The sequence below is a fragment of the Bradyrhizobium sp. Arg816 genome (genome assembly GCF_029989365.1).
Lineage (GTDB): Bacteria > Pseudomonadota > Alphaproteobacteria > Rhizobiales > Xanthobacteraceae > Bradyrhizobium.
The window spans coordinates 168,684-195,532 of the sequence record NZ_JAPRAQ010000015.1 but is presented as its reverse complement, the minus strand read 5'-3'; the positions used below and the strand labels follow the sequence as shown (position 1 = coordinate 195,532).

Annotated in this window: 30 protein-coding genes and 1 tRNA gene; 13 read left to right on the top strand and 18 right to left on the bottom strand. The window is 61.0% G+C overall.

Features of this window, described 5'->3' with window-relative positions:
- On the bottom strand, positions 1–289 hold a 289-nt coding region (locus OWC48_RS30845; RefSeq protein ID WP_282523362.1), incomplete at its 3' end, for an Hpt domain-containing protein.
- 195 nt (positions 290–484) lie between these two features.
- The gene (gene chpT, locus OWC48_RS30840; RefSeq protein WP_166349669.1) at positions 485–1,138 is read right to left on the bottom strand and encodes a histidine phosphotransferase ChpT; all 654 of its coding nucleotides are present in this window, start codon (positions 1,136–1,138) and stop codon (positions 485–487) included.
- Between the two features lie 171 nt (positions 1,139–1,309).
- Between chpT and OWC48_RS30835 the strand changes: the two genes are divergently transcribed.
- Positions 1,310–2,140 (top strand): 3'(2'),5'-bisphosphate nucleotidase CysQ, encoded by an 831-nt coding sequence (locus tag OWC48_RS30835; protein ID WP_282523361.1) that lies wholly within the window; start codon positions 1,310–1,312, stop codon positions 2,138–2,140.
- Here the strand turns inward: OWC48_RS30835 and OWC48_RS30830 are convergent.
- The gene (locus OWC48_RS30830; protein WP_282523360.1) at positions 2,134–2,619 is read right to left on the bottom strand and encodes a YHS domain-containing (seleno)protein; all 486 of its coding nucleotides are present in this window, start codon (positions 2,617–2,619) and stop codon (positions 2,134–2,136) included. The two genes, OWC48_RS30835 and OWC48_RS30830, sit on opposite strands and share 7 nt — an antisense overlap.
- A gap of 139 nt (positions 2,620–2,758) precedes the next feature.
- Between OWC48_RS30830 and OWC48_RS30825 the strand changes: the two genes are divergently transcribed.
- From OWC48_RS30825 to OWC48_RS30790, 8 genes are all read left to right on the top strand, one after another.
- Complete coding sequence (locus tag OWC48_RS30825; RefSeq protein WP_282523359.1) at positions 2,759–3,364, top strand: DUF1134 domain-containing protein; 606 nt, start codon at positions 2,759–2,761, stop codon at positions 3,362–3,364.
- 119 nt (positions 3,365–3,483) lie between these two features.
- Positions 3,484–4,782, top strand: coding sequence for a hypothetical protein (locus OWC48_RS30820; protein ID WP_282523358.1), 1,299 nt, complete (start codon positions 3,484–3,486; stop codon positions 4,780–4,782).
- Between the two features lie 158 nt (positions 4,783–4,940).
- Positions 4,941–5,015, top strand: a tRNA-Val gene (locus tag OWC48_RS30815).
- 186 nt (positions 5,016–5,201) lie between these two features.
- Positions 5,202–5,561, top strand: coding sequence for a hypothetical protein (locus OWC48_RS30810; protein WP_404979837.1), 360 nt, complete (start codon positions 5,202–5,204; stop codon positions 5,559–5,561).
- 224 nt (positions 5,562–5,785) lie between these two features.
- Positions 5,786–5,977 carry a hypothetical protein gene (locus OWC48_RS30805; RefSeq protein WP_282523357.1) on the top strand — a complete coding sequence of 64 codons (192 nt, stop codon included), beginning with the start codon at positions 5,786–5,788 and terminating at the stop codon, positions 5,975–5,977.
- Complete coding sequence (locus tag OWC48_RS30800; protein ID WP_282523356.1) at positions 5,974–6,270, top strand: hypothetical protein; 297 nt, start codon at positions 5,974–5,976, stop codon at positions 6,268–6,270. Before OWC48_RS30805 ends, OWC48_RS30800 begins: the two co-directional genes overlap by 4 nt.
- A 215-nt stretch (positions 6,271–6,485) precedes the next feature.
- Positions 6,486–6,983: a hypothetical protein gene (locus OWC48_RS30795; protein ID WP_282523355.1), complete on the top strand. Its 498-nt coding sequence runs from the start codon at positions 6,486–6,488 to the stop codon at positions 6,981–6,983.
- 222 nt (positions 6,984–7,205) lie between these two features.
- On the top strand, positions 7,206–7,406 hold the full coding sequence (locus tag OWC48_RS30790; protein ID WP_282523354.1) for a hypothetical protein: 201 nt from the start codon (positions 7,206–7,208) through the stop codon (positions 7,404–7,406).
- Positions 7,407–7,472: 66 nt separating this feature from the next.
- Here OWC48_RS30790 and OWC48_RS30785 read toward each other — a convergent pair whose 3' ends face one another.
- The 7 genes from OWC48_RS30785 to OWC48_RS30755 all read right to left on the bottom strand — a co-directional run bounded on the left by OWC48_RS30785 (position 7,473) and on the right by OWC48_RS30755 (position 16,504).
- Positions 7,473–7,685 (bottom strand): hypothetical protein, encoded by a 213-nt coding sequence (locus OWC48_RS30785; RefSeq protein ID WP_282523353.1) that lies wholly within the window; start codon positions 7,683–7,685, stop codon positions 7,473–7,475.
- A gap of 414 nt (positions 7,686–8,099) precedes the next feature.
- The gene (locus OWC48_RS30780) at positions 8,100–10,289 is read right to left on the bottom strand and encodes a hypothetical protein (RefSeq protein WP_282523352.1); all 2,190 of its coding nucleotides are present in this window, start codon (positions 10,287–10,289) and stop codon (positions 8,100–8,102) included.
- 154 nt (positions 10,290–10,443) lie between these two features.
- Positions 10,444–10,695 (bottom strand): hypothetical protein, encoded by a 252-nt coding sequence (locus OWC48_RS30775; RefSeq protein WP_282523351.1) that lies wholly within the window; start codon positions 10,693–10,695, stop codon positions 10,444–10,446.
- A 631-nt stretch (positions 10,696–11,326) separates the two neighbouring features.
- The gene (locus OWC48_RS30770) at positions 11,327–12,475 is read right to left on the bottom strand and encodes an HlyD family secretion protein (RefSeq protein WP_282523350.1); all 1,149 of its coding nucleotides are present in this window, start codon (positions 12,473–12,475) and stop codon (positions 11,327–11,329) included.
- A 37-nt stretch (positions 12,476–12,512) separates the two neighbouring features.
- Complete coding sequence (locus tag OWC48_RS30765) at positions 12,513–12,989, bottom strand: DUF3302 domain-containing protein (protein ID WP_404979836.1); 477 nt, start codon at positions 12,987–12,989, stop codon at positions 12,513–12,515.
- Between the two features lie 175 nt (positions 12,990–13,164).
- Positions 13,165–14,583, bottom strand: coding sequence for a DUF2252 domain-containing protein (locus tag OWC48_RS30760; protein ID WP_282523349.1), 1,419 nt, complete (start codon positions 14,581–14,583; stop codon positions 13,165–13,167).
- A 43-nt stretch (positions 14,584–14,626) separates the two neighbouring features.
- Positions 14,627–16,504 (bottom strand): SulP family inorganic anion transporter, encoded by a 1,878-nt coding sequence (locus OWC48_RS30755; protein ID WP_282523348.1) that lies wholly within the window; start codon positions 16,502–16,504, stop codon positions 14,627–14,629.
- Between the two features lie 124 nt (positions 16,505–16,628).
- Here OWC48_RS30755 and OWC48_RS30750 point away from each other — a divergent pair, with 124 nt between their 5' ends.
- Entirely contained in the window at positions 16,629–17,066 is a 438-nt protein-coding gene (locus tag OWC48_RS30750; RefSeq protein WP_282523347.1) for a potassium channel family protein, read from the top strand.
- A gap of 317 nt (positions 17,067–17,383) precedes the next feature.
- On the opposite strand, the gene OWC48_RS30745 is transcribed toward OWC48_RS30750, so the two are convergent.
- On the bottom strand, positions 17,384–18,133 hold the full coding sequence (locus tag OWC48_RS30745; RefSeq protein ID WP_282523346.1) for a DUF4239 domain-containing protein: 750 nt from the start codon (positions 18,131–18,133) through the stop codon (positions 17,384–17,386).
- A gap of 33 nt (positions 18,134–18,166) precedes the next feature.
- Complete coding sequence (locus tag OWC48_RS30740) at positions 18,167–19,504, bottom strand: TAXI family TRAP transporter solute-binding subunit (RefSeq protein ID WP_282523368.1); 1,338 nt, start codon at positions 19,502–19,504, stop codon at positions 18,167–18,169.
- 324 nt (positions 19,505–19,828) lie between these two features.
- Between OWC48_RS30740 and OWC48_RS30735 the strand changes: the two genes are divergently transcribed.
- The 3 genes from OWC48_RS30735 to OWC48_RS30725 all read left to right on the top strand — a co-directional run bounded on the left by OWC48_RS30735 (position 19,829) and on the right by OWC48_RS30725 (position 21,952).
- On the top strand, positions 19,829–21,094 hold the full coding sequence (locus tag OWC48_RS30735) for a metallophosphoesterase (protein ID WP_282523345.1): 1,266 nt from the start codon (positions 19,829–19,831) through the stop codon (positions 21,092–21,094).
- A gap of 61 nt (positions 21,095–21,155) precedes the next feature.
- A complete protein-coding gene (locus tag OWC48_RS30730) occupies positions 21,156–21,590 on the top strand; it encodes a hypothetical protein (protein WP_085398740.1) in 435 nt (144 codons plus the stop codon).
- A complete protein-coding gene (locus OWC48_RS30725; protein WP_282523344.1) occupies positions 21,587–21,952 on the top strand; it encodes a hypothetical protein in 366 nt (121 codons plus the stop codon). The genes OWC48_RS30730 and OWC48_RS30725 overlap by 4 nt, the downstream gene beginning before the upstream one ends.
- Before the next feature lie 91 nt (positions 21,953–22,043).
- On the opposite strand, the gene OWC48_RS30720 is transcribed toward OWC48_RS30725, so the two are convergent.
- From OWC48_RS30720 to OWC48_RS30695, 6 genes are all read right to left on the bottom strand, one after another.
- Entirely contained in the window at positions 22,044–22,721 is a 678-nt protein-coding gene (locus OWC48_RS30720) for a hypothetical protein (protein ID WP_282523343.1), read from the bottom strand.
- A 181-nt stretch (positions 22,722–22,902) separates the two neighbouring features.
- Positions 22,903–23,463 (bottom strand): hypothetical protein, encoded by a 561-nt coding sequence (locus OWC48_RS30715; RefSeq protein ID WP_282523342.1) that lies wholly within the window; start codon positions 23,461–23,463, stop codon positions 22,903–22,905.
- A 23-nt stretch (positions 23,464–23,486) separates the two neighbouring features.
- Positions 23,487–25,073: a M48 family metallopeptidase gene (locus OWC48_RS30710; protein ID WP_282523341.1), complete on the bottom strand. Its 1,587-nt coding sequence runs from the start codon at positions 25,071–25,073 to the stop codon at positions 23,487–23,489.
- Positions 25,074–25,285: 212 nt separating this feature from the next.
- The gene (gene greA / locus OWC48_RS30705; protein ID WP_282523340.1) at positions 25,286–25,768 is read right to left on the bottom strand and encodes a transcription elongation factor GreA; all 483 of its coding nucleotides are present in this window, start codon (positions 25,766–25,768) and stop codon (positions 25,286–25,288) included.
- A gap of 91 nt (positions 25,769–25,859) precedes the next feature.
- On the bottom strand, positions 25,860–26,345 hold the full coding sequence (locus tag OWC48_RS30700; RefSeq protein WP_282523339.1) for a hypothetical protein: 486 nt from the start codon (positions 26,343–26,345) through the stop codon (positions 25,860–25,862).
- Between the two features lie 160 nt (positions 26,346–26,505).
- Entirely contained in the window at positions 26,506–26,844 is a 339-nt protein-coding gene (locus OWC48_RS30695; RefSeq protein ID WP_282523367.1) for a hypothetical protein, read from the bottom strand.
- Positions 26,845–26,849: the final 5 nt, after the last annotated feature.

Sequence of the window (26,849 nt, the reverse complement as noted above, 5' to 3'; positions counted from 1 at the left end):
GGATCTCCTTGATGCGGTCGATCGATGCTAGGATCAACGTCACCGCGCCAGCCGTCACCGGCATGCCGTCGCGGAATTTGCTCATCAGCGTCTCGCCGGCATGCGCCAGCGCTTCCAGACGCGGCAGCCCGAGGAAGCCGCACGTGCCCTTGATGGTGTGGACCAGGCGGAAGATGTTATCCAGGATCTTGGCGTTGTTCGGCTCCTGCTCGAACTTCACCAGCTGATTGTCGACGGTGTCCAGGCTCTCGCTGGTCTCCGTCAAAAACTCCCGCAACAGATCATCCATGAAAACAGGCCTTCATACAGGGAGGGCGCGCACGACTTGTGATGCGCCATTTCGGAATGGGGCCAGCTTCACCGCAAAGCGTTTAATAATGGTTGAGTATGTGCAAAAGAACGGAACCAACAAAGAGATAAGGCGCTCCGGACAAGCCGAAGCGCCTCGTAAAGATTAGATTAACGTTTGAAGGCGGCGGCGCGCCTACGACGCGGTAATGGTGATCGCTTCGCCTTCGTGCGCGAGCCTGACGGTGAGCCCGCAAGCCTCTGCCAACAGCCGTGTATAATAAGGCTGGATCGCGTGCGCATCCGCGGCCGGGCCGCGCTCCCCGCTCAGGAGCTCGGAGATGTTCTGCGGCAGGCGCGCATTATGCCCGGTCGCGGTGACGCGAAAGCTCATGGTCTCGCCCTCGCCGATCGGATCGATCGTCAGCATGCCGCCGCGCGGGATCGTGTGCTGGGAAACAACCAGCATATTGAGCAGCAGCTTGACGCGATTCTTCGGCAGCAAGAGCCGCGGCAGATTCCACGTGATCGAGCACTTGCCGTCCTCGATGTGACCGCGCGCCATGGTCTGGGCATCGCCGAGGTCGATCTGCGCGCCGGACGAGCCGGCCGCGCCGAAGGCCAGGCGACAGAACTGGAGGCGGGCGGAGGCGGTTTTCGCGCTCTTGCGGATCAAATCGAGCGCGAACTCGCGATCCTCGGGCTTGGGATCGTCGTCGAGCACTTCGAGCCCATTGACGATGGCGCCGACAGGGCTGATGAGATCGTGGCAGACCCGCGAGCACAGGAGCGCGGCGAGTTCGAGCGCATCTGGAGCGGTAGCGGTACCGGGTGACGAAGCGTCAGACATAAAGGGTTCCTGGAATTGCACGGCGCGGACGCGGCGAATCACGCATGCTTGACGAATGCCGCAGGTTCTAACATTCGCAAGCCCGTGGCAGCTAGCTTGCGATCGGTTCGAAGCGGCCCTAAAGCCGCGGCGAATCAGTCGAGTGGGGATGGAATTGCCGATGAATGAGGCATGCAGGTGAAGCGGATCATCGACGGCCCGGCCGCCTCCCACCTGATGGAGCCGCTTACCGCGCTGGTGGTAAAGGCGGGCGAAGCGATTCTCGCGGTCAATCGGGCAGCGATGCGGGTCGACGGCAAGCAGGACGGCTCGCCGGTCACCGAGGCCGATCTCGCTGCCGACCGCATCATCGCTGACGGCTTGGCGCGACTTGCGGACGACGTGCCGACGTTGTCGGAAGAGCGGACCCAGCTCGCCTCGCCGCCATTCCGCGACAGCTTCTTCCTGATCGACCCGCTCGACGGCACCAAGGAGTTCGTCGCCGGCCGCGACGAGTTCACCGTCAACCTCGCCCTCGTGACCGAAGGCGTACCGTTGCTGGGCATCGTAGCCGCGCCCGCGCTCGGCCTGCTCTGGCGCGGCATCGTCGGCCGCGGCGCCGAGCGCGTCAGGTTCGACGGCGCGAGCATCGGTGCTGCCGAACCGGTCCGCACCCGCGCACTGCCGACGCAGGGCGAGCCCTGGATCGCGGCGGTGAGCCGTTCCCATGGCGACCTCAGGAGCGAAGCGTTCATCGACGGCCGGCCCAATGCGGTCAGGAAGACAGTCGGCTCGGCGGTGAAATTCGGCCGGATCGCGGAGGGCAGCGCCGACATCTACCCCCGCTTCGGACCTACTTGCGAATGGGATGTCGGGGCGGGCTGCGCGGTCGTGACGGCGGCCGGCGGCAAGGTCACCGACGGCAAGGGGGGCGAGCTCCGATTCGGCCAGCGCGGCGACACCGGCTTCATCATCCCGGAGTTCATCGCGTGGGGCGATCCGCAGGCTATGGGCCGCTATTGACTAAGCTGTTCCTGGAGCGCCGGCCAGCGCTTGCGCACCTCATAGAGGAAGCGTTCCGGGTCGGCGGCGAAGGCATCGCGGTTGGCCTCCCGGCTGAACAGATAGAGCCGCTGCGCCGAAATCACGTAGAAGCGGGGATTGGCGGCGACGGCCACGCCACGGGCGATGTCGGCCGGATCGTACCCGCCGAACTGCGGTCCATAGATCTCGGGATGGGCCAGGAAGGACGCCCGGTTGCCCTCGTTGCGGAAACGCCAGACCGCGCCCCAGAGGTTCGCCTCGAACTCGGCCGTCCCCTGCGCGGCCGCGCCATCGACGAAATAGGCGACGGGGTCGAAACCCTCGATCGCCACGCCGCTGAAGCGGTTGACGACGATCCGCTCGGTGGTGGCCGCCTCGACCGGCAAACCTGCGCAGGCGATCCAAATGCCCGCCAGCAGGCGGACCAGAAAGCGGATCAAGGCGATTCCGGGGCGCAAAGGGCTATCTTCCTGCCGTTGTGCCGTCATAGTTGCTGCGGATAACATCCGAGTCGAGGGGACATCCGGCGCAACCTAGAGCCGTGCCTGTTGGCGCCAGGTTAAGGAAGCGGCGGGATTCGATACCAGGGGTTCTTTTATGTCTTTCGCATCACGCCTTGCTGCGGTCGCGCTTGCCGCGCTGGTCGGCTGGATCGTCCCGGCCACCGCCCAGCAGGCGCCGCCGCCCAATTTGCCGCCGCCGCAGCGGAGCCCGTCGCCCTCCACCTATGGGCCGGACGAGCTCGTGACCGCCGGCCACCGCTTCTTCGGCAACGTCTCGCGCGGGCTCGCCTCGATCATCGAGAAGGCCGTCAGCCAGTGGGGCCTGCCCAACGGCTATATCCTGGGTGAGGAAGGGTCCGGCGCCTTCGTTGCCGGCCTGCGCTACGGCGAAGGCACGCTCTACACCAAGAACGCCGGCGACCTGCGCGTCTATTGGCAGGGCCCCTCGCTCGGCTTCGACTGGGGCGGCGACGGCGCGCGCACCATGACGCTGGTCTACAACCTGCCCGCCACCAACGCGATCTACCAGCGCTTCGCCGGCATCGACGGCTCGGCCTATATCATCGGCGGCTTCGGCATGACGGCGCTCACCGCCAACAACATCGTGCTGGTGCCGATCCGCTCGGGCCTCGGGCTGCGGCTGGGCGCCAATATCGGCTACCTCAAGTTCACGCCGCGCGCGACGTGGAACCCATTCTAGGGCTCCCTCCTCCGGTCCGATTCCGGATTCACGTTAACAACAGGGCGGGGCTGGCTTTTTGCCGGCCCGCCATGCATTGTCTTTGGTAAATTTTTCCTTGCTTTCGGAGTTCTGGCCCCATGGTCGAACCGATCATGTACCTGGCGATCGGCTTCCTGCTCTCGATGCTGTGCGGGCTTGCCATCGTGCCGCTGGTGCATAACCGCGCGGTCCGCCTGACCACGCGCCGGCTCGAGGCCGCCACGCCGCTCTCGATGGCCGAGATCCAGGCCGACAAGGACCAGCTACGGGCCGAATTCGCCATGTCGGCGCGGCGGCTCGAGATGAGCGTCGACCAGCTCAAGAACAAGACCACGAGCCAGCTCGCCGAGCTCGGCAAGAAGAGCGACGCCATCAACCGCATGAAGATCGAGCTCGGCGAGAAGAACGCCACGATCTTCGCGCTGGAGGCGCGCGAGAAGGCGGTGAAGGAGCAGCTCCGCGCCACCGAAGAGGAATTCAACGCCAAGACCGAGGCCCTGCGCGCCGCCGAGAACGCGCTGACCGACAAGCAGGGCGAGCTCGCAAAAATCAATTCCGAGCTGTCCGACCGCTCGATGATGGCGGAGAGTCGCCAGGTCGAGCTGGTCGTGGTGCGCGCGCAGATCGAGGAACTGAAAAATCGTGTCGGCGATGCCGAGAAGGAATTTGCCGCCACGCAGGTGCGGCTGACGCAGGAGCGCTCTGACTCGGAGACCGCCTCGCGCGAGCTCGGCGACGCACGCGGCCGTGTCGAGAATCTGAGCCAGCGCGTCACCGAGCTCGATCGCCAGCTGATCGTGCAGGTCAAGGAGGCCGAGATGCTGTCCGGCCGCGTCGCCGACCTCGAAGGCCGCCTCGCCACGCAGGGCAAGCTGCTCGCCGAGCGCGACTACGAGAACAACCAGCTCCGTCAGGCCAACGAGGGCAACGATCGTACCGTCAAGGAGCTGCGCGTCGAGGTCGCGGCACTGAGCGGCGGCAAGTCGTCGGCGGCGTTCGAATCGCTCCGCGCGGAAAAGACCGCGCTGGAGGAGCAGCTGCGCACCGCGCGCGACGAGCGCGCCAAGCTCCAGCGCGACATCAACGCGATCCAGCAGCAGGCGGAGAGTTCCTGGGCGACCGAGCGCATGGAGAATGCGTTGCTGCGCGAACGCATCAACGACATCGCGGCCGAGGTCGCGAAGCTCGCGATGCAGCTCGAAGGCCCGAACTCGCCGATCGAGGCCCTGCTGGCGGCCGAGGCCGGCCAGACGGCGAAACCGGCGCCGCGCCCGGCCAACGACGCCGCCGGCAATGGCGCGGCCGCAGCCATCCTGCCCGAAGGCGGCGGAACGCTCGCCGAGCGCATCCGGGCGCTGCAGGCCCACGCCTCCCGCGCCCGCCAGCAGGGCGCATAAGCGGCCCAAACCACGGTTTCGCGTGCGAATTGCGTGATTGACGGAAGGTTTTCCGGCCTCAACGCGCCTGGAAACTTGACACCTTTGGCCGGCACTTCTAAATCGCGGGCTCCGATGTGCCGGCCGGCCGAAAGTCCGGCCGTCGGCATGATGGTCCCGGGCGCATAGCTCAGCGGGAGAGCGTTCCCTTCACACGGGAGAGGTCCAAGGTTCGATCCCTTGTGCGCCCACCATCCATCTTCCCAAGCCATACTGGTTGCGGACGATCACCCCGGCCTGACGGCTGTCGGGGCCGTCTGATCAAAAAAACGAAAACAACCCCATGCACAGTAGCCGGCGTCAGTCGGATCAATGAGTTACGACTTTTCCGAAATTAGATTGACGCGTCGGGCAACACACGGGCATGATGGCATCATGACGTGGAACGCTTCCGATGGGAGAGCCCTGCGGCGCTCGCGCCGGGCAAGCATGCCGTCGCGTTTGATTTCAAGTATGACGGTCCCGGTTTCGGCAAAGGCGGCACAGGCGTCCTGTCGGTGGACGGCATGGAAGTCGCCAAGAGGACGATCCCGCACACCATTCCATTCGTCGAGACGATCTACGAGACCTTCGATGTCGGTGTCGACACGCGCACGGGCGTGGACGACAACGACTACCAGCCGCCATTCCGGTTCACCGGCAAGATCGACAAGCTAACGGTCAAGCTGGTCCCGATGAAGGCTGCGGAGGAAAAGCTCCACCAGCAAAAGGTCCAGGAAACGATAAACAAGGCGCAGTAAGTCGCTCCGCCGAGGTTGCCTGGCACTTGGCTTTGAACTCGACATTGCGACGGTCAAGTAAAAGGGATCACTTCCGCAGACTGAGATGCCGGGGCCGTTTGGAGGTTACCTTGGCGGTAATGGGGTCGCCCAGGTGGTCACGAGCATAGGAAAAACCGGCAATCAGTTCTGTCCACTTGTGCCCAAAGCGGTATAGTTCCAGATCGGGAACGGAACCGATCGCAATGAAAGACATGCAGGCTCAGTTGGAAAAGCTCCGCACGGATCCTGCCGAGTGCCCCTTGATCCGCGATCTGGCAACTGAACCCAAGAAGCGAGAACTGTTCACCAAGCTGGCCGAGCATCTAAAAATCCTGGCCGACGAGGTTGAACGAGCCATTGCGGCGGCGGGACCTGAGCTGAAGCGGAAGGAATGACCGAACGAGGCTGGGGTCGGCGTTTCGAGGATCCGATCAGGATCGGAGATAGCGTACTGGTGACGCTGCTCGACCCTGGCGAATACATCACTGCTTTGCCGAAGAAGGAGCACAACGCGCCCGAATGGCAAGCCGCGATGGAGGCCTTGATCCTGGTGGCGGAAGGTGGCGGCCCGACGATGTTTGCCCGCATCGGAGTCATGCGAGCATTGAACCGCCATTACGTCCCGAAGCTTAACCCCAAGGGAAAAGAACCGCATTGGGGCCGGCGCAGGCTGAAGAGAGATCAATAAGAGGCCGCGTCAGTTCGCGGCCTCAAAGCTTGAACAATAAGATTGCCACTAGGACGACGGGTAAAAGCCCGACCAAGCAAATGAAAAACCGGAATACCCATTCCTCACGCATCACCTAGCGTAACTGGGGCTATTTTCTTTGGCATGTGCAGTCTGTGCCACTGGCCGCCAACCCAGTGCGGCCACCCCGGAGTCAAACTGAGGCGGAGGGCTCCATGCCGCACGTTGAGAAGGTCAAGCACGTCGTTCAGATCGAACGTTGGCGTTTCGACTACATGTTCGGTATCGATGAAACGAGCCACCGAACCGGTCCTTATTACGATATCCGACACATTCAGTTTGCAGGGCCTATTCTCGAACCGAAGGGCGTGTTGAAGGCCACTCACGGCGAGGTCATCTGCTTCCCTGACAACCGTCTGATTGGAGCGTCAGAGCAGCCTATCCGAAAGTTTGGGGACAGGCTCGGCTCGCCGAAGCCGCAGGAAAAGATTCGACCCGCTGGGCGCGTCTCGTACCGCGGCAAGAACTACTCCGCTCATCTGGACTTCCCGAGCGACATGCTCCACCCGATCCTCACGATGCTGTCGGCCGGCAGATACCGCTACGTGATCTTCGAGGCTGCCAAGGGTTCGCGGGATGCGGAGATCTACAACTTCTATTTTTCCGATCGTAAGGACGAAGACGATTCCGCGGCCGGTTGGGATGATGTCTGAAGCCCAGAATTGCGCCGCGGAAGGCGCGCTTTGAACTTTCGGAAATTTCCGACACCACGATAACGCCCCCTAGATTGATTTGCCCCGGTTCCTGGGGAATGATGCCGGCTCCTTGGGCAGTCACCAGGTTTTCGCGTGCTGTCCGTATTTAACCACCAGATGTCCTAATTGATTGAATGACGTGAAATAGGCCGCTAATTTATTTTATAGGAGGAGCCCCGCATGTGGACCCTGGTTTTCATCACGGCTTTGGTGGGAATCCCCCCGACCAACGGAGTTCACTCTACGGTCACAACCTTCAAGTTCGACACGCAAGAACAATGCGATGTTGCGGCTAAACAATTGAACATCCCGAAGCCGTATCTGACTCAGCGGTCTGCGGCGATCATCGTGTCGACTGAGTGCATTGTGGGCGCGAAGTAGGACACTCCACGATTCAGCTTGGAATGCTGACGCCTAAATACGGACAGCACCTATGGGAAGCGCCAGCTAGGCGATCTCAAGCGGCTTACGAACCGCCTCGACCAGCGCATATCCCGCGGCCGTCAGATGAATGCCGTCAGGGAGGAAATAGGCACGGATCGGGATGATGCGGGCTTTGAATGGTGTCGAGCCGGGGTCGACTATGGTGAAGGTGCCGCCGAAGCTGATTAGAACATCGCGATCGAACCGTAGAAGTACCGAGTTGCTTGCGCGGCGCAACTTGGAGTAGCCATAAGCTTTGCTCGGGATATTTCAGCTTATGCCTTTGGAAAAAGTCATCTACGCAGCATGCGTTGTGGCGATTGCGGCGGCGCTCTGGTACATCGTCCGGCCGCTAAACGCAGAGGAAGACGAGCGGATCGCAAAGCTCAGCCGGTTTCAACGATGGAAAGAGCACGTCGATAACTGGTGGAACAGACAGTATTAGGCCGCTAGAATCTTCGCCTGATCGATCGCAGGAAAAGCAAGCATGGACGCATCCCACATCTCTTCTGCCCTCATGAGCGATAATTTCTATTGCCCATCGGTTTGGGACCAAGCCGCCAAATCTGCTTATACAGAGTGGCTTGCTCGGCAGCCGGAGTCGCACCCGTCGAAGAGAGATCCGACTCCCTGGAACCGAGAGCAAACGCGCTAGAACATTCGCAGATTGAACGCGATCACATCCCCGGTCGTGGTCGACCCGCTGAACGTAGCGCTCGTGGTCGTATAAGCGGTCTGCAAATGAGCGTTGGCAGGCGTAGTCTTGTCGAACGCCGACCCGACGTAGCCGTTCTCAGCGATGATATTGGACGTGCCGAACGGCGTCACGACCACAGTGCATGTGCCAGTGACATTCGAGGTATAGGTGCCGATATCGCCGTTCCCGGTGGGAGTGGTGCCGTTGCCGGAGATCGACGGCGCCGGCATGCCTTTATTGCCCTGGAAGATGCCAGTGATGGTGCCGAGCGCACTCACGCCAGCGCTGGCATTACCGGTGAAGTCGTTGTCAGCAACGAGCGCGCCGGTGACGGCGACGCCACTGGCGATCTGCAACCCAAACTGCTGCATCCCGGTGCCGTTATCATAGCAGCGATTGCCGCTGATGATGGCGCCGGTCTGAGGCGTTGCAAAGAGAATACCAGCGCGATTGCCGCCGACCGTTCCATTGTTGAAACAGGTGTTGTTCTGGATGGTCCAGTTTGTATTGGCCGTGGCAGGTCCGAGGGTGGAGCAGATGCCAGCGCCAGCATTGCCGAAACAGACGTTGTTTCGGATGTTGACGTTGTTCATCGCGCGGCTGGTGCCGTCCGCGTTGTTGTTGATCGCGATACCGCCCGTTGTCGACCTGCCCCCCTGCGTCACGAAGTTACCGTCAACTATGATGTCTTTGGAGCCGGCCGTCAGCAGGTAGATGGGGGTACCCATGCCGATGACGGTATTGTCGGCGATGCGCAGCGTCTGGCCGCCGCCAGTGTTGAAGGTGGTCTTGTCGCCCGCCGCCATGCCGATGCCGACGAACTGCGTCGTGTTGGCCGATGGCCCCTTGATCACGTTGCCGATGATCTGCGAGCCCCAGCCGCCCGCGTCTTGGATGCCGTAAACCATGGTATTGTTGGGCTGGAAGGCGTCATAGTAGATGTAGTTGCCGATAACGATCGCGTTGTCATCGCTGATCGTCGGGTTGGCTGACGTGGTGAAGAAATTTTCCCACATAACGCCGAAGCAGCCGGAATTGAAAATCTGATTGTTCGAAACGATGAAGCTTTCCGGGTCGCGCACATTCTCATTGAGCAAGAGCGCGATTGAGCCGCCCCCAGTCACACCGAGCCGTGCGCAATTCTCGAAAAGACAGCCAGTGATCAGCAGCCGCTGCGGATTGTCTACGCCAAGGCAGGTTGCCGGCGTGCCTACGAACTTGACGTCCCTGATGGTGACGTTGCGATTCATCACCAATCGCATCGCAGTGCCATTGTAGTTGTACGGACTGTCGATCGCCGCGCCCATGTCGATGGCGAATTTCTCGAAATTGCAGTCGTGCAGCGCCGCGGAATGAGCGCCATGGATGGAGTAGATCACGGCCCGGTTACCGGCGGTATCTGCCATCGAATTCGGCGAGGCCCAGCGAAGAACGCTGGCGGAACGGCTCTGTCCGGTCAGGCTGACATTGGACGGCCAGTTGCCGCTGTTGTAAGCGACCGGGTTGATCTGGGTCGTGATCATGCTGGTGCCGTTACCGAGAACAACCAGGCCGCCGCCGTTCGTGCCGGCCGCGACGACAGCAGCGCCGATAGCCGCGGAGTCATCCGTGCCATAATACGCCCGCGTTGCCGTTACCGTGGTTGAAGCAGCTACGTTTAGCGTGGCCGTGCCCGCCCCTGCGCTCAAGATCGATGTGGGGACCTGATTGATGAAGGTCAGCGAGACGTTACCCGTGCCGCTTGCTTCCACCTCTTGGTTGAAGAACACGCGAGCGTTGGTCGTATCGACCGCAACAACGTAGGCACCAGCCGGAACGTTGGTACCCACCACGCTCTGCAAGGGCGCAATGCCCGTGGTACTGGCAAGGCCGGTGATCACTCGGCTTCCGCTGGCCGTATTGCCCGTCGTGGTCACGCTGGTGCCGATGTAGGCGTTGATGACTTTGCCGACGTCAGCGGCCGTAAAGCTTGAGCTGGTCACGTTCGCGCTGCCGTTCGTGGCGCCGAGATCGGTGACAGTCTTACCGTCGACTTTGGCGCCGTAGTCCTTGACGTTGAAAACGTCGGCAAAGCGGTCGCCAAGGGTGCGGGTGGTCGGGCTTCCAGTGGCCTTGATCGAGGCTAGTGCGAGATTAGTTGCCATTGTTTAATGCCCCGAGTCGTCGGTGAAAGATGTCACACCATTGTCGTCAACAAACGACGTGACGCTGTTGTCGTCGATGAAGTTTCCGTTGCCACTCCCTGGCCCTGTCTCAAGGACAGCGCGGCTGGTGAGTGAAAGACCGAGCCCCGGCATCTCAGTACAGAGCCCAAACGTCGGCCGCGCTGCCGAAGGTGACTTTCGTAACGCGCAACGGGTTGTAGCCTGCCTGCAACGGGATATTAGTGGCCGTATTCCCCTCGGAATCGATCACGGTAGCCGTGCCTGCGGTGCCGACTAAGAGGCAGCGGCAAGGGCCGGCCGGAAGGTCGACGTCGCTCGATACCTGAGCGACTTTTACGGCCGGCGAATCCAAGCCATTGCCGTATCCAGCAAAGCGATCAGCCATTGTCAGTTCTCCTTCAGGTCATGCCGCCAGGCAGGAAGCAACGAACGGCCCGGTGGCCGATCAGGTAGATCAGCCATTTTGCGGCCGGTTGTCCTCATTCATTCGACCGAAACCCGCGCGGTGCCACCCATGCCGATCGCGTTCACCCCTGCCCGTCCGAGGTCCACACAGCGGCCTTTGACGAACGGGCTAACTTGCTCCGTCGGGCAAAACAGGGGCATGATGGCATCGCTCAATCGCCTTGGCGCGTCAGCTTCTTGTTTTGCGCATGATCTCTCGTCGTCATTGCGAGCGCAGCGAAGCAATCCAGAGTCTTTCCGCGGAGGCAGTCTGGATTGCTTCGCTGCGCTCGCAATGACGGAGCGAGGGGCGAGACCGCACCGGCTGACGCGCGCGCCACATCCACCAAGGCTGGACCGTAGCCACGACGTCCGAGGCACGAGAGGCAAATGAGCTGTGCTCTGGTCGGAAAACCGCTTCGCACTCTTCCGGAGCAAGCCTTAAGCGACCCGGTCCGGCCGCCAGGCCGCGTAGAGGCAGTGCTGAGCGATTGGCCGTGGCGACTTCAAAAATTTGATGCAACGCGTTTGCCGCCGCCGAGCCGAGAAGTGCTGTGTGCGTCATCGATCTTCTAGAGGCTTTCCGGGAAGACGTAGTTTTTCCAGCTGCGCATACGCAGAAGGATTTTTCGCAGCAACGAAAGCTCATGAAAATGTTCAGTATAGATGGCGGCTTCGGCTGCCGAACCGAGTGGCAGCTGATAACCTGAGGTGTCATCGACGAGGTCAAAAACGACCAAAGCCCGATCTGCGGGCACCTCCGCCCCCCCAGGATTCAGTAGCGTGCCCGTGGTTTGAAGCTGGCCACCGGCAATCGCATCAATCACAAGGCGGACCTTGGCCTTGAAGACGCGACCGGGTATGGCCTTGAACAGAACCTCGGCCTCATCGCCAGCACGAACGCGCTGCAAAGCGTTTTGCTGAAACGCGGCCGCCAAAGACTGATCCTTCTGGCTGTCGTTAACGAAAATCGCCGCTGGACGGAATGGCGCCGGAACCACATACACGCCGGGCCGCAGTGCCAGCTCGGTGACAAAGCCGCTGGTGGGTGCGCGAACAACGGTCTGGTCCAGATCGTATTGCGCATCGGCAAGCTCATTGCGCAAACGCACGATGGCTGAGTGTTCACCGTCAACTGTCGCGCCATACGCTTGCCGGGCACGATCTTCCGCAGCAACAACCTCGGCCGTGGCTTGTTTTGACGCATCCAGATTGCGTGTCGCGGTGTCGAGCGTGGCCTGCGCGACAACGTTCTGCTTAAACAAGTAAGACTGCCGGTCGTAGTTTTCCTGGGCAAGCTGCAGTTGGGCCTTTGCCTTCGCGGTCGCCGCTGAGGCTTGATCAACTGACGCCTTGAGCTGGGCAACACTGGCCTCCGCGTCCGCCAGCCCCGCCCGCTTTTGCTCGACGATATATTCGTAAGGCTTGGGATCGATCTTGAAGAGAACTTCTCCGGCTTCGAGGTGCTCGTTGGTACGGTTCGCGACCGACACTTCGACCACCCGGCCTTTAACGGACGGTAATATCGGCACAGTGGTGAAATAAATTCGCCCGTTGGTTGAAAACGGGTGGTTGTAGGCCATCGTGATGAACAGCAGCGAAAGCCCGAAGATGCCACCGAGCGCAGCCGTCACAAGCGTCCATTGATTGACCGGGATTCTGAAAATCTTGAAGATGGCAACGCAGATCGCCACGTAGGTCAAGGTGAGCAAGATTTCCATTGGTGGCCTCCCGCTCCAAGCTTCGAGAGCACGTCAGTTATCGTCGGCCGCCTCGGCTCTCCAAAGCTACCGCATCTGTCGCAGGAGCGCTCCCCTCGGCAGCCGAGATCGCTGGTCCCGATTGCCCCACCGTAGGCCGAGGCTGTTCTTTGTTCGATTGAGCTGCTGGATCCCTGTTCTCTAGCCTTGCTTCGATCTCCGTCATTCGGCGCCTGAGCGCCTCGAGCTCGGCCACCGCCTCCTGCGGTGAGGCCGGCTCACCCGGCTTTTGACCGAAGCCCCAGCCTCGATCCGGCCGATACATCATTGCCCAAATCCAGAGGAACGGCCACAGCAGGTGCAGCATGAACAGGCTGATCCAGCCTGCGGCGTGGATCGCGTCCTGATGCGGATGATGACGCGCGTGAGCGATCCGAGCCGGAATGTCGTGGATCGCGATGATGCCGTAGACCAGCACGATCACCACGAAAAACAGCAAGCCAAGTGCGAAATAGTTCAGGAATGGATCTTCCATGCTATTCTCACATTTGGACCGATCAGCAACTCCGGCGCAATGTGCCCCTCTAGCAAGACTTCTCCCGAAATTCCCGGCATCCCTTGATCTAGATCAAGAATCGCCCTTGCCGATGCCGAAGGAAGCGGCGTGGGTGGACGCCATCAGCAGCCATTGCGCGTTATCGGCTTCATGCTCAGGCGCCTTTGACGGCGACAATCTCTCCCTTTCGCACCGCAGCCTTGAGCGCGGCATGATCGCGCTCCGCCTGGTCCGCATAAGCCAGCGCGAATTGTCCCATGGCTATTTCGAATGCATCGTTTGAAGATCCGAGATAGCCGCTGATCGTCGCCGATATCTCGCTGGCCTTCGCATGCGCGCGAGCGAGTACCCAGCCGCACGCCTGCGCATAGGCGTCCAACATCCCGGCATTGAACGTCTCTACCAAGGGCTTGATCTTGGCATCGTGCAATTGGCGGACATAGAACTGTCGTCCGTTGGGCGCGGTGACCCAGCCGAGAAAAATGTCCGAGGCCGGCTGCATCAGACGTTGTCCTATCACAACGCGCTGCCCATGATGGCCGAATGTGCTTTTTCCGGCGTAAGGCTCGAGCACAGAGCTCACCGCTTCCTTGAATTGCAAGAACAGAGGGTGGTTTCCCTCGGACATCAGCAGGGCGATCCAGCATCTGCGGCCCACGCTGCCCACGCCAACCACCTTGATGGCCACATCAACGAGCCGATAGCGATCGAGCAGCATCCGCCGATCATCAGCCAGCGATTGTCGGTAAGCGTGAAGGAGCTGTTCAAGTGTCGCTTCAGCTTCGGGGGCACTGATCGATCCCGGATGAAAAATCAATGGCGGTTGATCCGTAATGCGGATCTGCCCGGCAACGGAGCCCGCGAGCTTGGGAAGGTCAAATTCCGAACCGCTTCGGCCCGCCGCCTTCTCGATCCGCTTCCTGACGCTCCGTTGCAATGCCTTTGGCAAGGAGTCGATGAAGTCGGACGCTTTGGTTTCGGCATACCAGACTGCAAGCGGGTCCATGTCGGCGAATTCACGCATATGTTCGCGATATCTGCGCGCGCAATTGACGGCACAGTCGCAGCCACGAGCATCGGACAATCCGTTCGATCTGGCAGCAAGCACGATCGATGCGACAAGCCTCTTGACGTCCCACTCCCACGGCCCCCGGGAAGTCTCATCGAAGTCGTTGATGTCGAAGATGATGCTTCGTTCAGGTGTGGCGAATCCGCCAAAATTGAGAAGGTGACAATCGCCGCACGCTTGTACCTCTAATCCAGTGATTGGCGTTCGCGCCAGGTCAGCCGCCATGATGCCGGCCGAGCCCCGATAGAAGGCAAACGGCGATTGCAGCATTCGGCCATACCGGATCGGTATGAGCTTTTTCAACCGATCATCGTCTGACTTGCGCAGAAGCTCGATCGGGTCCGCTCGTCCCTTAATGCCATTCCAGTGCCCGTGCTGCTCGCGCGGGACCTTGTCGCGCAACGCCTTGCCGGCTGCTATCCGCTCGTCGGGCGAGACGATATGCAAAGCATGCGCGGCGCCAGGAGAGGGCGTAGGTTCGACGATGTGTCTTGTACGTTCCATGTCAGGTGGCTTCAGTTCAACGGTTATGTCCTCTCATGGCGCACTAACCAACGTCAGCTTGCTGCTGCCAGGCGCGCACGCCATCTGTGGCGCGATCATAAAAATTCCCCGGTCCCACAATTGCCTCGACCCCAGCACGCTTCATGCCATCTCGAACAGCATCGCGCATCCGGACAAAGCCGACGCTAATGCCCATCTTCTGCAGCTCGTTGATGAGACCGAGCAGTTCATCTCCTCCACTGACGTCGATGAAGTTGACCGCGGCGCAATCCAGAAGCACGCGTTTGACGTCTGGCCGCGCGGCCAGTGCGGCTTTCAAAGCCGTGCTGATGTGGCCGATGCTCGCAAAAAAGAGGTCGCCGCCCGCTCCCCAGATCATTAGCCCGGGAAATGTTACTGCCTCGGGATGGCGTTGCACGCTGCGATAGGCCTCGGTGCCCGGAAGTTGTCCGAGCTCCGCTCCCCTTGGATGGCTCGCAAGATAGATCAACGTCAGCAGCGACAGCACGACTCCCAGGGCAATGCCCTGGAGCACCCCCAGAGTCAGCTCGCCGAGGATGACAATCACACAATTTGCAAACGACCAGCGGCTTCGAACGAACAGCTCGCGCAGGTAGCTGGGCTTGGTCAGATGCAACATCGCTGCAATGACGATGGCCGCGAGCGCCGGCTGCGGCATGTTTCGGAACAGAGGGGTCAAAAAGATGAGCGTAAGGAAGCTAAAGACCGCCGCGACCAGGTTCGCGAGCTGGCTGCGTGCGCCCGCGGACGTGGCTACAGAAGTCTTCGACAGGCTGCCTACAACGAGAAATCCGCCGAAAAGCCCGCTCAGAATGTTGGCAGGTCCGTGCGCAACCAGCTCCTGGTTTGGATCGATCTTGCCGCCGCTCTGCAGGGCGGCAGCCTTGGCAGCGCCGAGTGCCTCGGCGTAGCCGACCAGCACGATGGCGAGTGCGCCTGGCACAAGTTCGGTCAATGTCGAGATCTCCAGATTCGGCGCCGTCAAATGAGGCAAGCCGGATGGGAGATGGCCGGCCACGTGCACACCTGTGGCCTCTCCGCCGAGCAGTCCGATCACGATTGTCGCCGTGACCATGACGACTAGAGCCGCCGGCACCGCAGGCGCCATGTGGCGGAGCACCAGCATAGCGACGAGCGACAGGATGCCGGTTACCACAGCCGCAACTGAAGCGTCCGGCAAGTGCTGCAAGACATGCCAAAGCTTCGTGAAAAAGTTGCCCGATGCGCCGCTGATGCCGAGCAAATGCGGCACCTGCCCGATGATGGTGACGTACACGAGCCCTTCGATAAAGCCACGCATCACCGGTGTGGGAATGAAGCTCGCGACCCACCCCATGCGCATGATTCCAAAAGAGAGGAAGAAGAATCCGATCAGGACGGCGAGCGTGGAGGTCAGCGAGTTGAATTCCGCCGTTCCCTGCGTGGCGATCGCGCCGATAGTCACTGCGGAGATCAGGCCTGTTGCGGTGTCCGGTCCCACCACGAGCTGCCGCGACGTACCGAGCAGCGCATAGGCGAGTAGCGCCGGCACGATCGTATAGAGGCCCATGATCGGCGGCACGCCGACAATGCCGGCATAAGCCATGCCCTCGGGCACCATGACGGCCCAAAGCGCGAGGCCGGCGAGAACATCGGGCAACAGCCAATCGCGTCGATAGCCGGGTGCCCAATCCAGGATCGGCAGTAACCTGTGAGCTACAGATGCAGCGCTGGAGTTGGCCATAGTGTCCGACCTGCCGCGCATGAGGTGCTCTATTGCATTTGCTCCCCGAACCGGAACGTTGATTGAGATCAAGACTGCTGGCTCGATTTCTAGACCAGCCCCGACCGCTGCAATTGGATAATTGGTTAAGATCGCTGACCAATCTCGATCGTGAAAGCAGGCGGGCGGCGTGGCCACGACAAGTCACCGACATAACCGCGAACAGCCGCAAACGGCTAAGGCCGATGTCAGCCGTAGCGGGCGATAGCCAGGTTCAGACTGACAGTCTTGCACGGGGTGAAATACAGCGGGAGAAACTGTGATGTTCCGTCAACTGCTGATAGGCACTGTCGTGAGTGCCTGTAACATTACGATCCATGCATTGATAATGGTTATGCTGGTTCAGATCGCGCAAAGGACGCGCACGATGTCCCCCTCGCGACCGTCGTTGCGCTTGATCGCAGTCATGATCGCGACCGTTTCGATCTTGATGGCTTCTCACGCTTCGGAAGTCATCGTCTGGTCGCTGGCCTATGAAAGACTCGATGCCGCGCCGACTGGTACCGATCTTACGTACTTCGCATTTGTGAACTACACGACGCTCGGATATGGCGACGTGGTACCAGTTGAGCATTGGCGGCTGCTCGGACCGCTTACCGCAATGAACGGCGTACTGCTGTTTGGCTGGTCAACAGCCGTCATTTTCGAGGTTATGCGTCGAACGATGCATCGCGACTTTGAAGATGTAGCGGTCGAGTGACGGCTTCGCCTGCCTTGGATCGAACCGAGCCCATCTGCTATGGACCAAGTGAGCTTGGGGGCGTTCACTGGTACAAGACGCAGGCGCCTCCCTGCCATCGCACACACCTGCGGACGGCGCGGCGGGTCTGGCGGATGGTGGTTCTTGCCACGCACACACCGTTCACCATTGTCCTGCCCGGACCGCAGCCGACGGCAATTTGCGAAATCATGCCGTCCGGCCGAGGAATCGGCGCGGGCGTCATAGCCTGCGCGAATGTCGCGACCGACAAGGCGAAGCCAGTCGCTCTGGCCGGCAACCTCGATCATGCGAATGGCTTAGGGACCGAGCGGCGTGAGGGCGCTGCGCAGTGGCGCGCTGGAAATCTGCATCAAACCCGCAAATGGCTGACCCAGTTCCAGGACCAGGTAGATCGCCCCGGCGGCCGACAGTGCAAAAACGAACAGCGAGCCGAAAACGGTTGCGCTGGGTTTGGCAAACAGGCCGAAGCTTCCAAAGATGATGGTGAGCCAGAAAATCAGCACCACCAGGAACGGCATAGGGATCGAGTTGTTCGTCTGTGCGAACAGCAGCAGGCGGATCTGCGCAATGTCGGTGGCGACCTGTATGGCCCTGGCTTGCACGGAGCGCTGGGAATCGTTTTGCGGCGAAAGCTGCTGAAGCTTCGCATAGAATGCGTCGCTTGCGGCGCTCGCCTCGAAGGGGTTCGCCTTGGCAACCTCGGAACTTTTCTCGCGCCACATTCGATCGGCTAAAACAACGATGGTGCGCCGTAACAGATTGCGTTCGTCGTTCGTCTCCGGTCCGTACTGCGCCAGCAGATTGTCGAGCAGGACAACACTACTCGTCATCTGCGTGACTTGAGTGCTCTGCGTATCGTAGGAGCCCTTCGCCGAGGCGATCAGCAGGCCGAGGACAAGCGCGGCTATCGTCCCGATGAGGCCCGTGCCCAGCCTGACCACATCCTTGTCATCCGTGCTCAGGTGATGCCCAGGAAGGAACATACCGAGCAGGGCACCGCCTGAGATGCATAGAAACGTGACGCACGATAGCGCGATTGCATTCATGGTTCACCAGTGTGTTGCGAGGCGTGACGTGACTTAGCGCTGTGTCGCCTTCGCCGCGGAGGCAACCGCGGGTCCCCTGGCGATCAATGTGCGTCGGTCGTGAATCAAGTTCTCCAGCCGGTGGGCTGCCACGTTCAATGTGGCATCATCCACCGCGCTCTCGTCTCCAGCAGCGGATTTGGCGCGCTCCGCTTTTAGAATGCCGTCGATTTCGTCTTCGATATCCGAAAGTTCAGCCTCTGTATCGACCTTCCGAATCCGGCGCGCCAGGGCGTAGAGAGAATCGAGCGGACCTTCGGCTGCGCGGCTGCCGACGCCCAGGAATTTCCACGCCGCCGCAAGCATGGTGGCAGCGCCACCCAGTATCATCGGCGTCAAATAGATCCAGTTGCCGTACTCATCCATGAAGCTTTGCGTGGTGCTGTTGTAGACGGCTGCCGCGCCAGGGTGCAGCGGAAGGTAGGCATCCTGGTCGGTGCTGGGCGCGGTGATCTGCGCGAAAATCGGCTGCTCGCGCAGCAGATTCCTGCGCGCGCTCATGATCGCCTCCGTGAGGTCGGTTACCAGATCAGTGCCAAGCTTCTTTTGCGCAACCAGGTATAGCGAGGTCCTCAGGGTCGTCAGGTCATCTTCCGGGACCGGCGGCGATCCCCGCAGTGTGCCCTTCGGGACGTCGAAGCTTTCAAAAGCGCGCTCATTCTCTGCAATTGCCCCTGCGGACTCGATCGAGATCAGTACCGGGGTCTTTTTACGGTCGAGCTGAAAAAATCCGCGAACGAGCGAGAGGTATTTTTCGGCGAGCGGGATCACGACAAGTAGGGCACCGACTTGTTTCGACTGGATGGCTTGCCGGACATCCGTCAAAGCAAGGTTCTTGAAGACAACTTTTGCGCCCGCCAGATCGTATCCCTTGGTCAACACATCGACAATTTTGGCGTTCACTGCTCCGCCGACCACGCCGACCGTGCGTCCCTTCAGGTTAGCTATGCTGTCGATGGACGATCCCGGCGGCGCGATGATCAGTACGACCATATGGCTGACGACGACGACGGCTTGCGCCTGCGACAAGTCGCCGACATCGCCGCGAACCACAGCGAGATCGACCTTGCCCGCGGAGAAAGCCGCAGCGGCCTCGAGCGCTGTGCCGGTGTCGATGACCTTGAGCCGGACCGGCGCGTTCGCTGAAACGAACTCGCCTGCCATCGCTGACATTGCCTTGGCTGCCTCGCCGTCGAGCGACCCGACCGCCACAGTCAGCGTTACCGGGCGGCTGTAGTACCGATAGGCAATAAGACCTGCGCCTGCTGCAAAGGCGGCGACGCCGACGAGCAGGAAAAAGCGAAGCCACAGCGGCAATTTCATCGACATCATGCTCGCCACCTGTGGGTTCGCCACGTCCTTGCCGCTGTATTTCTGCACACCTGCGATGCCCGCAAACGTCCGCGGCCAGAATAGCTGCCAGCCGCCGCTCTACGTGCTCGCTGCTACGGCAGATGAAGGCGTTGATCTATATCAAGCTTACCCACCGCTGAAGGTCTACGGGAAACGGCCGGCAAATCGGGCTGTTTGGCGCGCCCTATGCGGCGGCTCATTCCCTCTCCTCGATCAGGGGTGATCGTCATGCAATCCTCTTGGCCTAACGAGCCCAGTCGTCGCCTGGTTCTAGGCGCACTTGCGGCGCTCCCAGCATTCTCCATGCCGGTCGTTGCCAACGCGCAGGCCCAAACAACAACCGCGCAAGCACCCGTTTCCATTGGGGGCGGCTTTTCATTCGCTGCGGTCGGCGATACCCGACCGATGATGTACCTCCCGTTGAAAGAGGGACAACCGGACCTCAGCAAGTTCTTCGTCGAGATGTTCGGATTGGTCATGCCGGAGAAGGTCGCCGAGGCCGTCGTGGCGAAGGATGTGAGGATGATCTTCGATCCGGTCACAAAGGACCTGGTCAAGGTCGTCATGCCGTTCGCATCCAAGACGGAAGTGATGACCCTGACGGTCGATAAAGGTTGGGTCACCGAGGCTTCCGTTGAAGACGTGAAACTGCTTCCCGGAGTGCATCGAACCATGTTCCGGCTTCAGGGCGGCGAATGGGTGACGCGCGAAATCGTCAAGGACGTTCAGTCCGGTCGCGCCAAATTCGTGGTCAATAGTGGTGACGCCGTGTGGTGGGGCAATCAGGGCTTGACCGTGAGTGACAGCCCATACTGGAAGCGCGTGAACGAAACAATGTTGAAGAAGCTACCGGCGCCGGACGACGAGATGCGCGCGGCCGGTCTGGATGGGCGCTTTTTCATGAGTGTAGGTAATCATGAGGTGTGGGCCGACCCAAGGATTGAGGGCGTACTTTCGGCTGTGCCGTATCTGAAAAAATTCGGCGTCACCCCGGAAAACCTCATCTACAAATTCGACTTCAAGGGCACCCGCTTCATCTATCTCTGGAGTGGCAAGTACGATTACCGTTCGCCGTCGCTGTGGGACGCTGATCGGCCAAAATATGCCGAGCAGATGACCCAGCTTCAAAAGTGGATGGACGAGGCGAAGGCCAATGGCATTCGGAAGACGTTCATCGTCTTCCACTATCCCGTGTTTGCGCGGTCAGGCTTAGGCCCGATCCCCGCTCCCGATAACCCGCACAAGGTGATTGCATCGTATGCCAAGGACATGGAGGTGATCGTGTTGAACGGGCACGTCCACACCACGGAAATCTACGATGTAGATGGGGTCAAGTATCTGATTTTGGGCGGCGGTGGCGCAGAACAAGACCCAATCCTACCGGGGCGAACCAGCATCAAGGTGCCCGCCGACTACCCGCGGGACCTTTACTGGAAGGGCCAGCCTCCGCAAGAGGAGTACAACTACGTGCTGGTGGACGTTGAACCCGGCCAGAAGACAAAGTTCACCCTCAATCGCTTCCGGCCGTGGTCGGCGGAGCCATTCGGGACTGAGGAACTCTTCACGTGACAGCAGCGGGCAATAGGCCGGGAGTGAGGTTCTGGCGACAGTACTCCTGATTATTCACGGCTTGGTCGCCGTTGCACTGCTTGGCGCGATTACGCACCAGACCTTGGCGACGTGGGCGACTGTGGGAACGCGCCCCAGTTCGTTTTTCGGCCGCTTTCGCTCCGTGCCATCGGCCCGATTCGCCGACGCCGTCGTCGTCTTGTATGCCATCTCCATCCTGCTTGGTGGGATCATCTATCTGTATTTTCGCGTCGACATCAGGCCAGAGTTAGAGCGCGCCGGTCATTGGCCAGCCCTGGGCTTCTTCGACCTCAAGGAGCACTTCGCCGCTATCGGTTTTGCGTTGCTACCAGCCTACTGGGTTTGCTGGCGACGGCCGCGTGCCGACGAGCCTGCTCAGACGCGCACGATGCTCACCTCGATCCTCGCCTTTGTCATCTGGTGGGGCTTCCTAACTGGCCACGTCGTAAACAACATCAGGGGTTTCGGCGCATGACGTTATCAGCTGCGTTCCGCCGCTTTGCCTTCGCGTTCGGGACGACATTTGGCTTCCTCTACGTGGTTGCACTCGCGAAGGACCTTGCTCTTTTCACCGTTTTCCCGTCGCTCGGCATCGTGCTGCCGGGCACGCATCATTCGCGAGACGTTGCTGACCCTGCGATGGGATTTCTAGCTCCAGCGATGTACTGGTACGGGTGGGCCGCGACGGCCGCGCTCGGGGCACTGATCGTCGCCCTCGTTGCTGCGTCGTTACCCGGACGTTCAGTGCGAAACTTCTGGTCGGGATGGGTGTGGGTAATTCCCATCCTCTCAATGATCGCTTGCGTCTATCTCACCCTGCCTTGGTTCAGGCTCTGACTTGGGTGCTTCCGCACATGGATCATGACCGACCAAGCTCAAAGCGAGCTCTCTGGTCGGAAAACCGCTTCGCGCTGTTCCGGATCAAGCTTCAAGCAGCCCGATCCGGCCGCAAGGCCGCGTAGAGACCGACGAGGGTTCCGATGGCGACCAGGCCTGCCGCCAGCAGAACCTGCAATTCCCCATCATCGGTGGCGCCTGCGGACGACACCAGCCTGGTCACGACGACGAACAGAATGCCCACGGAAGCCGCCGCCCCCACGCAAAGATGGGCAAGCTCTCGCGTCAGGTTCCGGCCGAGAAGTCCGAGTGCCGTAAAATACATCGCGCAAGCATTGGGATGAATGAACAAGGCAACGCGCGCATAAGGACCGTAGGAGTCGAGAAGGGACTCACATCGGTTCAGTGCCGCCTTCGAGGCAACCCGCTGCAACATCGGTCTGAAAAAGCGAGCCTGCCCGTAACTCAGAACGGCGCCCACCATGATGGCCAGCCACGCCACGACAAAAACGGAAACATCCGCGGGCTTCGGATTGAGCGCCACGGACATCAGGATGAGGGCGGTTCCGGGAAAATAGCCGAAATACGGAAAGACCGACTCCAGGAGCACGCAAGCGAACATGAAGACCGGAAACCATGCCGAACCGGTCGCATCCTGGACGATCGCGTTCAAGTCGAACAGGTTCGTCTTGTACAGCACGAGGTACATGCACATGGCCAATCCGGCCAGCGCATAGAACGGCAACGCGCCCGACAGAAACCGTCTCATCCAGCCGCCGCGCTTTGTTTCGCGGACACGGCGGAGACCTTCGATATCGGGACAAGACGACGGAAACGCATGGTTGATGTTTTAGGCGAATGACATTGCCCCTGTCGATAGCAATCCTCGCCCCAGCTGCGCGGGCCATTCGCCGCATTGAAACGCCCGCCGATCAGGAAGGCGCAGTTAATCACAGACCCAGTGTGACTTCAGCCCAGTGCATCGCCGTGCTGCCGCCCAGAAACTCGATCACGCGGGGTTCGATGGTCTCCGGCCGATCGTGGCCAATGACGGCGGTCGCCGCGATCATGTCGCAACGCTCGTTGTAGACGACCGACACCAGCGTTTTGCCGGGAGCACCACGTGAGTTGAGCGTGTAGGCGCGGCTGCGACCTTTCATCGACGCAATCGTGATGGGATGGCCGGAACCGCGTGGAGAGACTTCGCCGACGAGAACGGTATCGCCCATACGATCGAGGTCATCATCATCGGCGACGCCCGTCGCGCAATTGCAGAAACCTATCTTGGCGCGCAGGTACAGCATCACCTCGACACCGCAGTCGGAAGCCCTGCAGCGGAACGCCTTTCCCTTGCCCCATTGGTCCATCGAGAACGGCCAGGTCACCTCCTGCCACACCGGCGTGGCGGAATTCGCGGCGGCATGCCGTGGCACATGGAGCCACAAAAGCGATGCCGCCAGCGCGCTTCCCAGCGAGATTGCTGCGACGGCGGTGGCGGCTGCCCTTCTCATGATTCCACCGTTCTCGTTCCGGCTCAGTTGCTGGCGAGGTATTGCTTCGCCGCCGCGACCTCGGGGCGTTCCGAATCGGCACTGGCGGTCAGCGTCACGAGCTGCTGACAGTTCTGTCGTGCCGCTTCCCTGTCACCAAGGGCTTCGGCCGCCTTGGCCGCCCCCGCGAAAGCGTGCAGGCGGTTCGGCTCTTTCGCCTTGGTTGCCTCGAATGCAGCAAGCGCCTCCTTGGCCATGCCGCGATCGAGCAGCATGAAGCCGTAAAGTTCGCGCGCCGGCGCCAGCGGCCCGGGCGTGATCACGTGCTTTTCCGTCTTGTCCTCCGCATCCGCCGCGGCACTCATCGCATTGAGCGCCTCGTCATACTTGCCCTCGGCGTAAAGCACCCAGGCGACGGCGACCTGACGCTGGATGTCGACGATTCCGGCCCAATAATTGTCTTTGGCGTCCTGCAGCTTGTCGCGCAATTCCGCCAGCTTCTGGACGTCGGCCTTGGCGGCCTCCGGTTTGCCGGAGCGTGCCGCGCCGAGCGCCCGGGCGAAGTGCGATACTGCCATCGCAAAATTGAGGTTGCTCGGCCTGACCGGCAGCTGCGAGGCACCCTCCCAATCGCCACGGTCGATCGCATAACGCGCCGGCGAAGCCGCCAGCGCGTAATCTGCCGCCGCGACTGTCGCCTTGAAGTCGGTCTCCTTGATCATGTCGTCGATGACGGCGCGCGCCTGCTTGTCCTGGCCGAGCTGCAGGTAAGCATAGACCATGTAGTCTTGCGCGTGCAGATAGTTGCCGACCGACTTTTCGGCCATCGCGGCTTTCACGGAAGCTGTGTTGGAGTCGATCGATTCCTTCCAATAGCCGACGCGTGTGTAGATGTGGGAGGGCATGTGCTGGGCGTGCGGCGCGGCCGGTGCGATCTTGGCGTAACGATTGGCGGCATCGAGCCCTTTCTGCGCCAGCGCCGGATAGTCGTAGAGATGGATCAGATAATGCGTCACGCCCGGATGCAGCGGCAGCCGCCTGGAGATCGGTTCGAGGATCGCCGCACCCTTGATTTGCTGCGCGTAGGTCTTGTCGTTCAGATCCGCCGACGTATTGAGCGTGATGGCGTAGGCGATCTGGGCTTCGTCGTCGTCCGGATATTTTGCCGCGACCCGCGCCTGCGCGTCACGCAGCATGCGCATCCGCTGGACGTGAGGGATCTTGTCGTAATCGGCATACATCACCATCAACGCATCGATGTAGTCGCGTTCGCGCTCCGTCGCGGCGCCGATCTCCTTGGCCTTCATGATCGCGGCGAGGCCCGGCGCCAGGTTCGGCTTTGGAATCGCATTGTGCGGATTGTCCATGTAGGTGAGCGCAATGCCCCAATAGGCCATGCTGCATGTCGGGTCAGCCTTGATGGCTTCGTCGAAGATCTCCTTGGCGTTGGCGTACCAGTAGGAATGCTGATAGCGCATCCCGCGATCGAAACGACGCTGGGCCACATCGTTGCAAGAGGTCTGGAAATGAACGCTGCCGAGCTGCTGATCCACATCGTCTTGCGCGACCAGAGCCTGCGGTCCTGATAGGCCGAGAGCGGCTGCGATGACGAGGAACAGGGACTTCCGCATGGATCCCTCCCTTTGCCTGACACGCAATGAATTGGTCTTGGTATTGGTCTTGATAGCCCTCACTATATGACGTTCGCGGTTTTTGCTGAACAGCTAAGTCGCGGCAGCGCAACTGACCCAGCGCCGCCTCGAAGTTGGCGAAACCAATCCGGAGCCAGTGCTGTCGGAATTCGATCCTTACGCGCCCGCCATTCAGGCCTCGGATCACATCCCTATGCGATCGACAGAATCTCGATCTCTTGCGCGCCTGAACCCACGACATCGCCCACCGCCTTCCCGATCAGCGACTTCGCAACCGGTGCCACGAACGAGATCGATCCGGCCTTTGGATCCGCTTCGTCCTCGCCGACGATGCGATAGGTCTGCACGCGGCCGTCGCTGCGGCTGAAGGTCACGGTGCTGCCGAAGGCGACGACATCGGTCGACGCCGGATCGGGAATGACCTGCGCCGTGCGCAGCCGTTCAGTCAGATAGCGAGCGTCGCGCAAGGGCACCGCCGACTGCCGGCGCTTTTCGTTGACGTCCTCGATGGCTTGCGCGGCTTCATAGGCCTCGCGCGCCTCGCGAAGCTGCGCCTGGAGCGCCTGCAAGCCTGCTTCCGTCACGAGATTTGGATGCGGCGAGATCGGGCGATCCGGCAGCAGCGTCTCGGACGCGGTTTCGGCGCTTTCTTCCTTGGTAAAGGCGACGCTCAATTCAAAATCCTGTCGAACTGTTTCGGACACCCGCTCGCGCCGCGCCCCGCAGCGGGAATCGCGCCGAACAGCCGCCGGTGATTGTCCCGGACTATATCTCAAGTTCGACGAAACGGCGCAGCTTGAAGACCAGGTCCGGCACGGCCTGGCGGAACCGCGTCGCGTTCTGGAACGTGGTCGAGAACGGCGCGAAGGTGATCATCGCGTTCCAGTGCTTGTAACCGTAGACCGTGACGGAGGCGCCGGTCGCCGGAAAATTCTCCAGCTTGCGCAGCTCGCCAAGCACGAGATCGGCAATCGCCTCGGCAGGAAGCAGCTTCTTGCCATCAGGCGTCGTCGTGATTTTCGCTGGCCGCTCGACCGGCTTCGCGGCAGCCGGAACGGCATCGGGCGCAGCGTCGGGTTCGGCCGGTGCAGGACCGGGGATGGACGGCTCGACCAGGTCGAACCCGTTCGTCGGCGCTGTCGGCGGAATCTCGGTGAGCGGCGGCGGAGCACTGCTGTCTGCGCGCTTGTTGCCTCCCAGGATGCTGCTGATCATGGCCACAAGGCCAGCATCCTTCACGTCGTCGCTCATTTCTCCCCCCGGGGCTTCGGCCTACTCTAGCACCGCTCTCGCAGACCGCCACTGGGGATGTATGGCCGGATTCCGCTTGGTTAAGGCCGTTACGACAAGGCCGTCACACGATGGCACCGGCGGCCCGACGTCGGATCACGTCGCGCCGCCGTGAGATCCGTCACTGCTTATCGAACGGAATGTACCGTTGGTACTGCTTGGGCACAGAGCTGCGGTAGCGCGCGGGCACGGTGCCGCTGTCGACCGAATGATCGATTTCCTGCTGCCGCGTCATCTTCTTCTTCGCCGGCTTCTTCGATGCGCTCTTCTTGGAGTCGGCCGGCTGGCTGGAGGTGTCGCCGGTCGCGGCCGGCGTTGTCGTCGTCGTTGCCGGCGCAGTGGTTGTCGCGGCAGGCGCTGCGGTTCCACTGGCGGCCGGCGCACTCTGGGCCAGCGCGAGCGGAGTTTGCATGAGAAGCGCCAGCGCTGCTGTCGCAGCCAGCAAGTATGACCTTTGCATTAGAA

Coding starts and splice junctions, on each gene's coding strand:
- OWC48_RS30790 (WP_282523354.1), top strand. CDS start 7,206: ATGTGGACCCTGGTTTTCATCACGGCTTTGGTGGGAATCCCCCCGACC.
- OWC48_RS30745 (WP_282523346.1), bottom strand. CDS start 18,133: ATGAATGCAATCGCGCTATCGTGCGTCACGTTTCTATGCATCTCAGGC.
- OWC48_RS30775 (WP_282523351.1), bottom strand. CDS start 10,695: ATGGCTGATCGCTTTGCTGGATACGGCAATGGCTTGGATTCGCCGGCC.
- OWC48_RS30835 (WP_282523361.1), top strand. CDS start 1,310: ATGCAGGTGAAGCGGATCATCGACGGCCCGGCCGCCTCCCACCTGATG.
- OWC48_RS30700 (WP_282523339.1), bottom strand. CDS start 26,345: ATGAGCGACGACGTGAAGGATGCTGGCCTTGTGGCCATGATCAGCAGC.
- OWC48_RS30740 (WP_282523368.1), bottom strand. CDS start 19,504: ATGATGTCGATGAAATTGCCGCTGTGGCTTCGCTTTTTCCTGCTCGTC.
- OWC48_RS30780 (WP_282523352.1), bottom strand. CDS start 10,289: ATGGCAACTAATCTCGCACTAGCCTCGATCAAGGCCACTGGAAGCCCG.
- OWC48_RS30710 (WP_282523341.1), bottom strand. CDS start 25,073: ATGCGGAAGTCCCTGTTCCTCGTCATCGCAGCCGCTCTCGGCCTATCA.
- chpT (WP_166349669.1), bottom strand. CDS start 1,138: ATGTCTGACGCTTCGTCACCCGGTACCGCTACCGCTCCAGATGCGCTC.
- OWC48_RS30825 (WP_282523359.1), top strand. CDS start 2,759: ATGTCTTTCGCATCACGCCTTGCTGCGGTCGCGCTTGCCGCGCTGGTC.
- OWC48_RS30715 (WP_282523342.1), bottom strand. CDS start 23,463: ATGAGAAGGGCAGCCGCCACCGCCGTCGCAGCAATCTCGCTGGGAAGC.
- OWC48_RS30805 (WP_282523357.1), top strand. CDS start 5,786: ATGAAAGACATGCAGGCTCAGTTGGAAAAGCTCCGCACGGATCCTGCC.
- OWC48_RS30795 (WP_282523355.1), top strand. CDS start 6,486: ATGCCGCACGTTGAGAAGGTCAAGCACGTCGTTCAGATCGAACGTTGG.
- OWC48_RS30725 (WP_282523344.1), top strand. CDS start 21,587: ATGACGTTATCAGCTGCGTTCCGCCGCTTTGCCTTCGCGTTCGGGACG.
- OWC48_RS30800 (WP_282523356.1), top strand. CDS start 5,974: ATGACCGAACGAGGCTGGGGTCGGCGTTTCGAGGATCCGATCAGGATC.
- OWC48_RS30695 (WP_282523367.1), bottom strand. CDS start 26,844: ATGCAAAGGTCATACTTGCTGGCTGCGACAGCAGCGCTGGCGCTTCTC.
- OWC48_RS30770 (WP_282523350.1), bottom strand. CDS start 12,475: ATGGAAATCTTGCTCACCTTGACCTACGTGGCGATCTGCGTTGCCATC.
- OWC48_RS30735 (WP_282523345.1), top strand. CDS start 19,829: ATGCCGGTCGTTGCCAACGCGCAGGCCCAAACAACAACCGCGCAAGCA.
- OWC48_RS30750 (WP_282523347.1), top strand. CDS start 16,629: ATGTTCCGTCAACTGCTGATAGGCACTGTCGTGAGTGCCTGTAACATT.
- OWC48_RS30820 (WP_282523358.1), top strand. CDS start 3,484: ATGGTCGAACCGATCATGTACCTGGCGATCGGCTTCCTGCTCTCGATG.
- OWC48_RS30760 (WP_282523349.1), bottom strand. CDS start 14,583: ATGGAACGTACAAGACACATCGTCGAACCTACGCCCTCTCCTGGCGCC.
- OWC48_RS30720 (WP_282523343.1), bottom strand. CDS start 22,721: ATGAGACGGTTTCTGTCGGGCGCGTTGCCGTTCTATGCGCTGGCCGGA.
- OWC48_RS30765 (WP_404979836.1), bottom strand. CDS start 12,989: ATGGAAGATCCATTCCTGAACTATTTCGCACTTGGCTTGCTGTTTTTC.